7 protein-coding genes are annotated in these 12,954 nt (G+C 61.1%); 6 read left to right on the forward strand and 1 reads right to left on the reverse strand.

From position 1 onward, the window contains the following. Positions 1-9: 9 nt before the first annotated feature. Together I6F17_RS08350 and I6F17_RS08355 are read left to right on the forward strand one after the other, a co-directional pair. Positions 10-4,803 (forward strand): peptidoglycan-binding protein, encoded by a 4,794-nt coding sequence (locus tag I6F17_RS08350; protein ID WP_225125289.1) that lies wholly within the window; start codon positions 10-12, stop codon positions 4,801-4,803. Between the two features lie 218 nt (positions 4,804-5,021). Beyond that, the gene (locus I6F17_RS08355; protein ID WP_225125288.1) at positions 5,022-5,702 is read left to right on the forward strand and encodes a poly-gamma-glutamate hydrolase family protein; all 681 of its coding nucleotides are present in this window, start codon (positions 5,022-5,024) and stop codon (positions 5,700-5,702) included. A 108-nt stretch (positions 5,703-5,810) separates the two neighbouring features. On the opposite strand, the gene I6F17_RS08360 is transcribed toward I6F17_RS08355, so the two are convergent. Further along, positions 5,811-6,422, reverse strand: a complete 612-nt coding sequence (locus I6F17_RS08360) for an N-acyl homoserine lactonase family protein (RefSeq protein WP_225125277.1) — start codon at positions 6,420-6,422, stop codon at positions 5,811-5,813. 96 nt (positions 6,423-6,518) lie between these two features. On the opposite strand from I6F17_RS08360, the gene I6F17_RS08365 reads away from it, so the two are divergent. The 4 genes from I6F17_RS08365 to I6F17_RS08380 all read left to right on the forward strand — a co-directional run bounded on the left by I6F17_RS08365 (position 6,519) and on the right by I6F17_RS08380 (position 12,946). After that, the gene (locus I6F17_RS08365) at positions 6,519-6,674 is read left to right on the forward strand and encodes a hypothetical protein (protein WP_225174470.1); all 156 of its coding nucleotides are present in this window, start codon (positions 6,519-6,521) and stop codon (positions 6,672-6,674) included. Between the two features lie 1,483 nt (positions 6,675-8,157). Then, positions 8,158-8,586 carry a hypothetical protein gene (locus I6F17_RS08370; protein WP_225125275.1) on the forward strand — a complete coding sequence of 143 codons (429 nt, stop codon included), beginning with the start codon at positions 8,158-8,160 and terminating at the stop codon, positions 8,584-8,586. Positions 8,587-8,826: 240 nt separating this feature from the next. After that, entirely contained in the window at positions 8,827-10,788 is a 1,962-nt protein-coding gene (locus I6F17_RS08375; RefSeq protein WP_225125273.1) for an EAL domain-containing protein, read from the forward strand. A gap of 1,177 nt (positions 10,789-11,965) precedes the next feature. Then, positions 11,966-12,946, forward strand: coding sequence for a DMT family transporter (locus I6F17_RS08380; RefSeq protein ID WP_225125272.1), 981 nt, complete (start codon positions 11,966-11,968; stop codon positions 12,944-12,946). Positions 12,947-12,954 lie beyond the last annotated feature (8 nt).

Below are 12,954 nucleotides of genomic sequence, written 5' to 3' on the forward strand. Positions count from 1 at the left end.
AGGCAGACGATGCACGGGTCCACGCAGGATTTCGAATCGCTCGACCCGCTCGGCCTCGACGCTCCGTTCGCGGAGACGTCCGAGCCGGAGAACCACAGCGGAATTGGAGCGTTCGCCACGATCGAGGACAACCCGTTCGTGGCCTTTTCGGGCGAAGCGGAGTGGACTGGTGCGGGTGAATCCCAGTCCCTCGAGGAGGAAGAACTGGGCTCGCCCCACTCCTTCGCGAACTGTACGTCGACGCAGAAGCACCTGCTGCTTGACGTCACCGAACGGTGTCTGCGCGCAGTGCGGCATGCGGCCTCGTTCGTCGGCAGCGCGTACGGACGGCCCGATCGGATGGGCGCAGCCACGCGGCAGCTGCTGCTGCGGCATTTTCACACCACGAAGCCCGACGATCTCCGTCACATCGTCACACGGCTGATGCGGATCGAAAAGGCGCTGAAGGATGGAATCAAGTTCCGCGGCGAGACCGACTGCGCCACGGACGGCAAGGGAGCCGTCTGCGGTTATGCCCTGACGACGCAGTTGTTCGGCGGTTTCGGCAAGGTCCACATCTGCTTCGACACGCGGCCGAGGCACTGCAACTTCAGCGCGCTGGCGCCCGACACGCGGGAGGTGACCCTCATCCACGAGGTCGCGCATCGCTATGTCGGCATCAAGGACCAGGCCTACGAGCACGAACCGAAATATTTGACCCTGTCCCCGAAGCAGGCTCTGGACAACGCGGATAGCTACGCCTTTTTCGCCGTCGAGGGCATGACCCTGCTGAGCGAGAGCTTCGAGCCGGAGCTGGAAGGCTCGCTGTCGGAAGATTACGATGAAACGTCGTTCACCGGGCTTGAAGCCCAGGCGTGGGATTCGCATGGCTTTTCCGCGGATAACGAAGCCGCGCGAGACGAAAGCTCGGAGCCTTGGGAGCGCGAGCTCGAGGAGGCTCGCGAGCTGGAATCCGGAGCCAGCCGCTGCGCCGAAGACGAACACGAAGGTGAGGACGAATATCTCGAGTCCGAGGCGTGGACCGCAACAGCGGAGCAGATCGCCTTTCGCAACAATGTGCTCGCCGAGCATATCGCCCGCAGCCGCAAGGCCAGGGGTGCTCCCCTGCCGGACCTGAGCAGCACTCAGGTCGAGACGATCCCCAGCACCAGCGTCAAGACGCGGCCGGAGACCGCGCGGGCCGCAGGCCGCCTGCTCGCCGCTGCAAATGCAGATCTGCAGAAGGCTCAGATTGCGGGTGATGCAGATGCGCTGCAAACGAAACGATTGACGGCAGCAAGCGGCTATCGCGGCAGCGAGCACCAGCGCTCGCTGTGGCTCAGGTATTTCAAGGGCTACTACAACCGGACACGCGCGCACCGCGAAGCTCTTGCCGAAGGTCCGCATTCGAAGGCGGCAGCCGCCTACATGCTGAAGTCGAAGGCCTACGGCGGCTTTGGCCTGGGTGGCCGGATTGCGGCGCCAGGCTACAGCAATCACCAAAACGGCATTGCCGTCGACTTCTATCAGAACAGAAAAGCGGGATTCGAGGTTGCCAACAGTAGCAGTGACGCAGCGCGAGCGGCCTGGCGCAGGAGCTGGTTCTATGGATGGCTGAAGCAGAACGCGGCGGCTTACGGCTTCGAGCAGTTGCCGACCGAGGAATGGCACTGGGAGTTTCGCCGCAAGCCGACGATCACGAGCGAGTTCGAAAGCGAAGCCGTCGTTCCGTCCACGAAGCCGTATCTTGACGGCGCGTTATGGATCTACCGCTCCCGCGTCACCGGGACGAAGATCGCCGTATTCGCGTCGGCCGCGGCCGTTCGAGGCAGCGGGCCGGTGGACATGTTGCTCTACATCCACGGGTTGCTCAGTCCTTGCGGCGTGCCGCGAGCCATGCCTGCGGGCATCGTGACGGAGGCGACCTTCAGGCTCGGCAAGATCGTGACCGACAGCGGCCGGCCGATGCTGCTGATCGTGCCGCAGCTCCAGATTGGGAGCGACGCAGGCTGGAGTGCACACGGCCTCGACCGGCCTGCGCAGCTCAATGCGCTGTTTGCCGAAGTGCTGGGCGAGACGGACCGCCGCCTCGAGCGGAGCGGCACGCAAATCGGCCGGCTCGTCATTTCCGGGCACTCGCGCGCCTACGGCGTGCTCTATCCGCTCGCCAACGCGAACAAATCCACGGCGCTCGGCACCGGCGCGCTTGCGAAGCTCGTCAAGGTGTGGGTGCTTGACGCCACCTACGGAAGCCCGCCCATCGCGGCGTTCAAGACGCTCGCCGCAGCCCGGCCGGGTTTGGGCGTGGACATCGTTTACCGCGCCAAATCTCCGACCGACAAATTCGACGGCCGCGCCAGTGCGGGCGCCGTGGCGCTGCGCCCCGTGCCAAATTCGATCACCCATTGCGCGCTGCCCGGTAAACTGCTCCCGACCTTGTTGAGCGAGCTCGGCGCCCCGGATGGCGAGGCCTTCGAGGATTTCGATGCGATGTCGAGCGCGGAAACACATCTCGAGAGAGCCGACGGGGAATCGTTGGCTTGGCTGGACTTGGAAGCAGGCCTTCCTGGCGACAAGCTCGACGAAGACTTATCCGACACGCGCTGGCCTGAATCGTCCGAGGACGAAATCGAGCACGAAGGATGCGGATGCGGGTGCGGCGCTCACTCGGCGCCCCGAAAATTCGAGGCCGAGTGGTTCGAACCGGAATCGGATGATGCAGGATGGCCTGCAGGCGTCGGCGTGCGCGCATTCGACACCGAGGCCGGTGGAGCTGCCGACCTCTTGCAGGGCGCCTCGGCTCTTGTGGTCGGACCGACGCTTCGCCGCGGCAACGGCGGCGCCGGTGTCGAAGCGCTGCAGCTCGCGCTGGCGCAACTCGGCCATTCGCCGGGCGAAACCGACGGACGATTTGGCGCTGCAACGGAAAAAGCGGTCCGCGCCTTTCAGTCCCGCGCAGGCCTCGCCGCCGACGGCGTGGTCGGCCCGCGCACCAAGGCGGCTATCGCCGCAGCGCTCGGGGGCAAGATCGCGCCGCTACCTACTCCACCTGCTCCCATCCCGCCGGCACCGACCCCGCCTGCGCCGCTTCCTGTCGACGAGGATCTCGATGCCTTCATTGCCAGATTGGCTGCGGAGTGGTCGCGGCGGACGGGCGGAAAGCCTTCGGCCGACGAACGAAGCGCGGCGCTGCGCGGCGACTACGAGGATACGCTGAAGGGCGCCCGCATGCGCTTCGGGACGAAGTACGCCGACGACGTTCTCCGCCGCGCCTGGATGATCAGCCGCGAGGAAGAGATGCGCTTCCGCACCGAGCCATCGGGCGGCTCGCTCGGCGATTTCGGGCCGCCGGCGCAGCGGGTGGAGCTGGTCAGTCACGCGTCGATCGACGGAAGCGGCAAGGCGCCTGTCGCGCCGATCATGGTCCGCTTCTTTGCCGAGCTGCGCCGCCGCTACGGCGCAGGCCTCGGTGCGGGCACGTATCGCGGACATGGCGGCGGGAGCTTCAACGACCGCGGCTATTCGCTCGATCTGTTCCTGAACAGGCGCGACGCTCGCGGTTTCTATCTCCGCGACGATGCCTTGAGGTTGCTGCGCGCGGTGAACGAGACCGCGAAGGCGATGCCGGCCAAATGGCGGATCATCTACAACGATTTCGCGGTCGCCGACGAGATCAACCGGGAGACCGGCAAGCGCAACGTGATCTTCGTCGGCACGACGCGCAAAGACAAGAACAAGCGCGTGACGGGGCTCAACTGGCATGGACCGCATCCCCTAATCATCCACTTCCACCTCGACCTCGCGCCGCTGCCGGGCGCGCAGAGCGAAGCCGAGGACGAGGGATGGCAGGAGACTTGGCAGGAGAACTGGCAGGAGAACTGGCAGGAGAATTTCAGCGACGGTGAGGACGTGCGCGCCGCCTGCGAGGGCGAATCTCCAGCCGACGAGACCCTCACCCTGGAAGCCCTGCTCGCGGGCGAAGCGGGAGGCGATCCGGGGCTGGTGGACCGCCTCAAAGGCGTCGCCGAATTCATGCTCGGACCGACGCTGCGCCGGGGCAGCAAAGGCGACGGCGTGAGCAGCCTGCAGCGCGCCCTTGTCGGGCTCGGTTACGATTTGGCAGTGGACGGTGATTTTGGTTCGAACACCGAACGCGCGGTGCGTGGGTTTCAGTCGCGCAGCGGGCTGGAGGCCGACGGCGTCGTCGGCGCGGCGACCAAAGCCGCGATTGGCGCCGCGCTGGGTGGCCGCTCGCTGCCGCCCGCCCCCGCTCCTACGCCTCCTGCGCCGACGCCCTTGCCCTACGTGCCGGGCAAGAGGCTCGCGCCGAAAGCGTTCGTCGCCACGTTCGGCGAGTCAGCCAGGGCTTCGCAGGCGGCGAGCCGCGTACCCGCCCTGGTAACGCTCGGCCAGGCAGCGCTGGAATCCGGCTGGGGTGCGCATGCGCCCGGCTTCAATTTTTTCGGTATCAAGGCAAAAGCCAGCATGCCCGAAAACATGCGGCAGTTGCTGAAGACCAAGGAGGTCATGTCGCGGCCCGACGCCAAATTCCCCGAAGTGATCTCGGTGACGCCGCGGCCCGACGGCAAGTACGACTATGTCGTGCGCGACTGGTTCCGCGTCTATCCCGACGCTGCCACCGCGTTCAGCGAGCACGGCTCATTTCTGGCGCGCAACAAGCGGTACGCCAAGGCGTTCACAGTCACCCACGACCCATACGCCTTCGCAACCGAAGTCGCTCGCGCGGGCTACGCCACCGGACCGACTTACGAGAGGGAGCTCCATGCCGTCATGCGCCTGATCGAGAAGGCGGGTGGCGGGTAAGAATGTCGAACTGAAACCTGCAACCTAAATGGTCCGATCCGGATCGCCGGTCGGGTCTGGGCCGACGCGTTCTCGAAGAAGTCAGGGCGGCAGCCTTATCGTGTCCGGAGGTCCACCATTCGCCAGCAAGAGCCGCACGCCGCGACTGGCTCTCGATCATTCAAGCCGACTGCACGGAGATCGGTGATATGCCACGAGGACCTGACAAATATGATTCCATGACTGCTCTATACGATGATCCGAACAACGTCGAAGGGATGGCATATGGAAAAAGATGGCTACGTCATGAGTGGCGGCAACTGGTGGAAGAACAGGTTACGGACAACACGGAAACACAAAAGATCATCATGGCCCTCCACGGAGGTGGCATTGAGGCCGGCACAAGCGAGATCGCTCTAGCTACGGCCGGCTATCATCCGGCTACGCTGGCGACCGCAGTTGATGGTCTTGGATTGCATGACCTCTGGCTGTTTGAAGGGTTGTTGCCCTCCAGCAACGGCGACCTGCATGTGACGGCTTCCCACTACGATGAGCCAATAGCCACGAAGTTGGTTGAAAACGCTCAACGTTGTATCAGCTTGCACGGCTGTACGGACACCCAGGCGAATGGAAGAATTCAGCTCGGCGGACTGGACGACGAGTTGCGCGATATCGTTCTGGAAGAATTGGATGCTGCAGGAATCCCGGCCGAGGTTACCAGCAACCCAATGCTTGACGGCAGTCTCCCGAGCAACATCGCAAACAAGACAAGAATTGGCGGCTGCGCCCAACTCGAGATGGGAACGAGCTATCGTAGAAGCTTGTTCGGGATCAACACAAGGCGACAGCGGAAAAACACGACGAACGCTCAATTTTGGCTACTGGTCGACGCTTTGCGTAAATCCATGAGCCGCGTATGAGCCGTTCCCTACCCGGACGGAATAGCCAGCAGGCTTGTTCGAACCGGGCACGACGGCTTAGAAAATCGATATTCCAAGCCCAGGTTACGCCGTCGCCCACCGGCCGTCTCAGGAATGAGCACCCACGGACGGCGCGACGTCGAGGCGGACGGCGACACCGCTGAGGTCCGGGCTCCGTGCCGGATAGAGCTTCATGACGAGCGGATCGTGACCGGGCACGATGTGGTCCCCGTCGGGTGCGACAGCGCGGAGCTTGTCGAAACCCGCCAGCATGTCGCCGACATGAAGGGCGGTCGTGAACGGGCGCTCGCTGGTCATGTTCTCGGTGAAATGACTGACGTCGGAGGCGAGCACGACAGGGCCGCGGCGCGTGTTGACCCGGACGAACTGAAGGCCGGCGGAATGTCCGCCCGCGGCATGGACCGTCAATCCCGGCGCAATCTCCGCGTCGCCGTCGTAGAACAGCACCCTGCGCGCATAGTTCAGCCGCACGATCCCGCAGACATCCTCGACCTCGAAGGAATGCGACAGCCGTGGATATTGCACGTAACGCCCGCTGGCGTAGGCGAGCTCGCGCTCCTGAAGATGAAACCGCGCATTTGAAAACCGGTCGAAATTGCCGGCATGGTCGTAATGCAAATGCGTCAGGATCACATCCTTGACGGCGGCGAGGTCGATGTCGAACGAGGCGATCGAAGGCTTCTGGTTCAGCGTATTCACGGCCGCGTGTACGAAGCCATTTTAGGCGCCCAACGAAGCGAAACTGAAACAATGCAATCCGAACCTGTGATCGTAACGCCCATTGAGGAGGGTGGAATGCGTAGCCTGATTTTCGGTGCGGCTCTCCTGGCGCTGGCAACCATCGGATGTTCCGCGTTTATTTCGGCCGCCCTTTCCGCAGCACGGGATGCAAAGGCCGCAACATTCTCAGAACGGTTCGCGCCGACAGTGACGGTTCTCCCAACCGGCTAGGCCCGCCAGCGTGAACCGGCGGGCCTGAGCACTCACTTCTTCAAACAAAGCCCGACTGTCGGCGACGTCCCGCATTTCGCTCCGTCGGCGGCGCCTCCGCTTGGACAGAACACCGACACTAGCGTTTCGCTGTTGTTGCAATTGACGGCGCCATCAGCTTGCACTGCGCGGATGTTGACCGTCCCCGGATCGCCCTTGTCTCCCTTCTCACCTTTTGGCCCCTGCGGTCCTTGTGGTCCTTGCGCACCGGCTGGGCCCTGTGGTCCCGGCACCCCCTGAATCCCTTGGGCCCCCTGCGGGCCGGCCGGCCCCTGCGGCCCTGGATCACCTTTAGGTCCAGGCTCTCTGCCACAGGCCGCAAGGATGAGCGCGGCAGTCAGAACTCCCGCCGTGATCATTTTGTGCATTGCGATCCTCCCAGTTATCAACCCATTAAACGGGTCGTCTGAGAGAGCCGCGAGAGAGAAGCCCGCCAGCGTGAGCCGGCGGGTGAGTTGGTTTGGACTGTAGATTGCAACCGGGGGTGCCGGCCCGCAGCTCAACTGTATGCGAGCTCGCTCGAGCCCGCGAGCCCATCTAAGCGGCAGCTTCCGCCCCGGCCTTCTGCGGCGCGTCGCATCCATCCCCTTCATGGGGTGGCACGCTCCTTGCCAATTGCACGTCCCGCAGCATGGAGGCGTGCACCGATGGGACAGCGTAGTCGCATTATCCGGCGCCCAAAGCCCGATTTGACACATATCGCTCGGAAGCTCGTGAGATTGCTCGACGAGATCGAAGACCTTGATGAGTTGAGAGAAAAGGTCCGGCTCGCCGAAGCCGCTCGAGTGTTGCACTAGCCTGCACTAAAAAGCGCCCTCCACCTTCTTGGGGCGCTGATTGCGCTCCCTAGCAGCGCTAGGATAATTGTCGCATTTCACTTCCAGTTTGAGTGCGAGCCGCACTGCAATCCATCTTCTGGATCGCTCTAACAAGAATGGCGTTGTGCGCGCGCCGACGAGGCGGAGTTAGTGTTAACCTCGACAATGTCTTTAAAATTGATCCCAACGCGGGCCAGACCTGTTCTGAGGGGCTGGTCTCGAAACACCTCGATCGGCCTTACCGAGGCGGACGGCAACCGGCGTTCAGTGTCAGGCACCGTGCTGCTGGGCTTGCGAGCCGCCAAGCACTTAGCTTGGTCAAGGCGCGAAACGCACCGAGCGCGTTCGCTTCAAGTGAACGCAAAGGCGAGCAGGCTCGAGCAGAGCACCACCAGACCGACCGCTGTCAGTGTCAGGAAGCTGTCGGAGACAAGGTCACGATTGCGCATGAAACACCCACGATCGCTCCGTAGGAGCGAGGGCAGCAGTCCCGCCTTGGCTCGACGAGAAAACAACCGGCCACCGCCTCAAGCGCCTTCTGCCGCCAGCGCTCGAACTAGGTCGGGGCAATGGGACACCGGCTAGAGGGATGCGGAGATCGTCGTCCACTGCTTGCCAACATCTTTATGAATTGGTTCCTGAAGCATTGGCGGCTGACGGCGCGTGGGGAAGCGTTCCGTGCGGACGTTGTCGCGTACGCCGACGACTTCGTCATCCTCAGCTGCGGATACGCGACTGAGGCTCTGGCGTGGACGAACGCGGTGATCACCAAACGCCCACACAACACCTCGTTGGCCTGGGCGATATTCGACCTGGCCTTGCGTTCGCATCGCGCGTTTCTTAAGGTGAACGCGCAGCATTGCTTCGTTCTATCGGACATGTCGCAGGAAAGCGGCGAGATGTCGGGCGTCACGATCGGCACTGATCTAGAGAAAGTCGTCGGGCAAGCGGGCGTAGCTTCCGACGCGTGCGCATCTCATCTTCTGTCGATCTCGTACCGACCCACCGTTTCATTCAGGTTAGTGCACAAGCTGCCGTCATGGTCGGTTAGCTGAATTCGGCGATCGATTACAGGCACAGGTCTGTACGTAATGTACAGAACTGTGCCCCGATTTGCGGTGATAGAGGACACGAAAGTCAGCCCGCCCGGCCCCGCCTTCGCCCCCGCTAAATAATGAGTTCGGCCACGCATGCCGCCGAACGTGGCGAACTTCAAGAATTTATCTTTTCTCAAATGTTTGCCGCGACCTTCCAGCACTGGCGGCAACGTTAGAGCCAGTCCTGCGGGGTCCGAGATGAGGACATATCTGAGCTCGTACGTCTCGAAGCTATTCGCGGGGGATCTGGCGGCTTTCGGCGGCCCTGCGACAGATGAAGCGGTCGCAGGGCACATTCGGGCGGAGCAGATCTCCCTCGTGCTCGGCTATTCCCTAGGCATAATGCTGGCCAACGCCTGCAATGCGACGGTGCTTGCAATTGCCCTCTGGCACTCGCCCAACAGAAACTATGCCCTGATCTGGGCAGCTGCCGTGGTTTGCGGCGCGTTATCGATAGGCCTGAAGGCGCGTTTATCACGACGGATTACGAAGCCGCAGTTCGTCTCCCGACAGGCCATGCATCGGCTGGTGCGAAATGCGCTCGTTCTTGGAACAGCCTGGGCGGTCGTTCCGGTCGCTTTCTTCGCCGACGCCTCAAATGGCGGCCAACTCGTGATCACATGTCTTTGCTCCGGGATGCTCGCGGGCGGAGCATTCGCCTTCGCTACGATTCCCGTGGCGGCGGTTGCATTCACGGCTCCGATTTTTGTGGGTACGGCAATCTGCCTCGGCAGAAATGGCGATTTCGTCTATCTGCTGGTCGCTATTCTTGTTGTGGCCTATGGCTTCGTGCTTCTGCGCGGCGTTTTCGCCCATTCTTTCGAATTCACGAAACGCACCATTGCTCAATTGGAAGCCGAACGGAGGGTCCGGCGGGATCCCCTTACCCACTTGCCGAACCGTTTCGCCTTCAACGAAAGCCTCGAAGCCGCCCTCAATCGGTTGGCTCGCTCGGGAGAGGAATTCGCGGTTTTTCTGCTTGATCTCGATCGCTTTAAGGAAGTGAACGACAAGTTCGGCCACCCCGCTGGAGATGAGTTCCTCGTTCAGGCCGCGGCGAGACTGCAACGATGCGCGCGTGAGACCGATACTGTCGCGCGGATCGGCGGGGACGAATTTGCGCTGATCGTGACCAATCTGGCCAAAGTCGAAGACGCGTTGGAAATCGCCGAGCGCTTCGTCGGGGCTTTCGGCGAACCATTCCTGATCGAACGATGCGAGATCGCGGGCGCGACGAGCGTCGGGATCGTGTTGGCCCCGCGCGACGGCAATACGCCCCATGAGCTCTTGAAAAATGTCGACCTTGCGCTCTATCGCGCCAAAAAAGCGGGGCCCGGAACGGTTCGCTTCTTTGAGGTCAGCGACGACAAATCAGCGCGCGATCGCAGGGCGCTGCAACGGGATCTGGAGGAGGCGATCGGGAAAGACGAGCTTTTTCTGGTCTACCAACCGTTCTTTGATATTCGCGAGAACCGAGTAACCGGCTTTGAGGCCTTGCTGCGCTGGCAACACCCTGTCCGGGGAGTCATTTCGCCGGCTGAGTTCATTCCAATTGCCGAAGAAACCGGCTTGATCCACCCGATCGGCGAGTGGGTGATCCGACGCGCCTGCTCGACGCTTTCGAACTGGCCCTCCGATCTCAGGGTCGCCGTGAATTTCTCGGCAGCTCAATTCCATAACACCAGCATCCTGCAAACAATCGTGCAGGCCTTGACAGAGGCCAGAGTTGCCCCTAGCCGACTTGAAATCGAAATAACGGAGTCGATGCTGATTTCAAAATACGGGCCGGCATCATCGGTCCTGAATTCACTCCTGCAACTGGGGGTGACGGTGGCGCTCGACGATTTCGGAACAGGATTTTCGTCGCTGACCTATTTGCTCAAATTGCCTTACACCCGCATCAAAATCGATCAGTCCTTTATACGCGACATGCTGACACGGCCGGATAGCGCGGCGATCGTAAAATCAATAATCACGCTGGCGCAGGATCTGCACATTGGCGTGGTAGCGGAAGGCGTCGAGACCGCCGAGCAGCTCGGGCGTTTGCGCCAAACGAGCTGTGATGAAGTCCAAGGATATCTCATCGGTCGGCCGGTATCAGCCGACCGCATCTTCGCCCTACTCGATCAAAATAAGCAATGGTCGACACCTGCCGCTTGAAACGCCCTGTACGAACCGACCGACCATCATGCCGCGCGAATCCGCGTGCGGCGCTGGCAATGCTAGCGGAATCAACGACAAGATCGGTATGTGACCGACCTTGCGATATGACCCTACGGCATCCAAGTCCGTCACATCGTCTTGTTGTTCAGCGCCAAGGGTAATACCGATATCGATCAAATAGGTCGAAGGTCTATCGGTAGGTACATCGGAGCCCCGAAGGCGCCGCCCTGCCGCAGCAGGGCATCCCGCAAATAACGAACCACTTTCACGATGATAATTTGCGCGCTGCTTTGGGTACGAATAGCAGCATCAATGTCATCAACCCGCCTCAACCGCTGGCGTTGCGCGACTTCTGAACCTCGTCGAGTAGACCAAGGCGCGTGACTCGCGATGCGTGCCACAGTTAAAAAGGCCATTTGAGCCAGAGGCCGGAAGGGCGGGCGGCGTCCTACCGGCTCACCTCAGGTTCGGCAAATAAGCCCTGCCGCGACAACCGTTCCATGCTCTATAAGGGGCTACCGCGACTGTTCGCCGAGCTCGCCTGGTGCGCGGCGACGGTCGGCATCAACGCCTGTTGCACGATCTCGGCCGCATCGTGGTTCTGCTCCTCTACCATCGCGGTCTTGAGCCGATCGACGCTGGCGCCCCTTGCGCGGCAGTTCGGGTCCACTAATGGTCTTCCGTTCACGCAGAGCTGCCGGCACAAGGCCGCAGCGAGCCGACCTCTTCAAATAAACTTCTAGATCTGGATCGTTGACATCGATTGCCCACCACGTTCCGTCCAAGCATATCAAGGGTGAAGAGACGAGACTTTTACATCCGTTGCCAGAAGGCGGGTCGTTAGGCCCAACTTTCACGTCTTTCGCTCCCACCCAATTCTGATTTCGATTTCGGCAACCTATCCTGAATGGCTCCAGATTTGGTTGGAAGAAAAAGAACACTTTTAGGCATTTGCTCGGCAATTACCTGGGACACGCGGCCAGGCAAGGGCGTGTTTGGCTGGGCTGTTCTGCAATTGGACCCCGCCATGTTTCAAAAATTAACCAAGAATTGTTTCTGTTACCCATAACGCTTTCTTAATACTTAAGCTAAGCGAGACTAAGTCTTGCTAGTGGCTCGCAAGCGATAGTCGCGCGGCCAACGCTGACGCAATCTTCCAACTTCATGGAAACGCATGATGAGCGATCTTACGGACACCGTCGGCCATCCACAGAACCCGATGGCCATTCCCGGCTCACGGAAGGATGACGTTGTTCGCGGAATATATTGCATGATCGCCGCGAGCGTGATGTTCGCACTATCGAGCGCACTATCGAAATGGCAAGCCGCTCTCTATCCTGTTGGCGAAGTTATGTTCTTTCGCTCCGTTTCTGCGTTTGTCCTCTGCGCCGCATTGATCCTCCCGGCAACGGGCATGTCAGTCTTTAACACTCGGCGGCCCCGCGCCCACCTTGCGCGCGGGCTGTCGCAGTCGATCTCGCAGACGTTCACTGTCATCGCCGTTAGTCTGATGCCCCTTGCAGGCGCGATCGCGATCAATTTTTCTGCATCGTTGTGGGCGGCCTTGCTGTCATTAGTCTGGCTTAAGGAGCGTGCCGGGATCGCGCGTTGGAGCGCGCTGGTAACAGGATTCGTGGGGGTCATCGTTGTGGTAAATCCAGGTGCAGATTCGTTGCAGATTGGCGCATTATTTGCGCTGGCAAACGCGGTTATGTATGGCAGCGTCACGGTTGCCGTTCGCGGAATGACCGCAACTGAGTCTGCAAAGACGCTGTTGATGTGGCAGATGCTTACGGTAACCTTCTTTCATTCCTTCTTACTGCTGTTTGGATTCCGGGTGCCGGCGCCGGCTGACGCAATCATGTTGACCCTGAGCGGTGTTACAAACGCCGCGGCACAATATTTTTGGACGCAAGCGCTCCACCTAGCCCCGGCCGCCGCCGTCTCGCCATTCTATTACCTGACCCTCGTCTGGGCACTTGCGATTGGATTTTTCGTTTGGGGCGACGTGCCGACGCTTTTTCTTCTGATCGGGTCCGGTATTGTCGTTGCATCGGGCCTGTTCCTGCTCGTGCACGAGGCTCGGCGACCAACCAAGAAGCCGATCTTCGGTGAACAAAATGGAAAATCCAGCCTTCAGAAAGTCGCTGGGTAAACGAGCGG

It is taken from the genome of Bradyrhizobium sp. NBAIM18, from assembly GCF_020193825.1.
Classification (GTDB): Bacteria; Pseudomonadota; Alphaproteobacteria; order Rhizobiales; family Xanthobacteraceae; genus Bradyrhizobium; species Bradyrhizobium yuanmingense.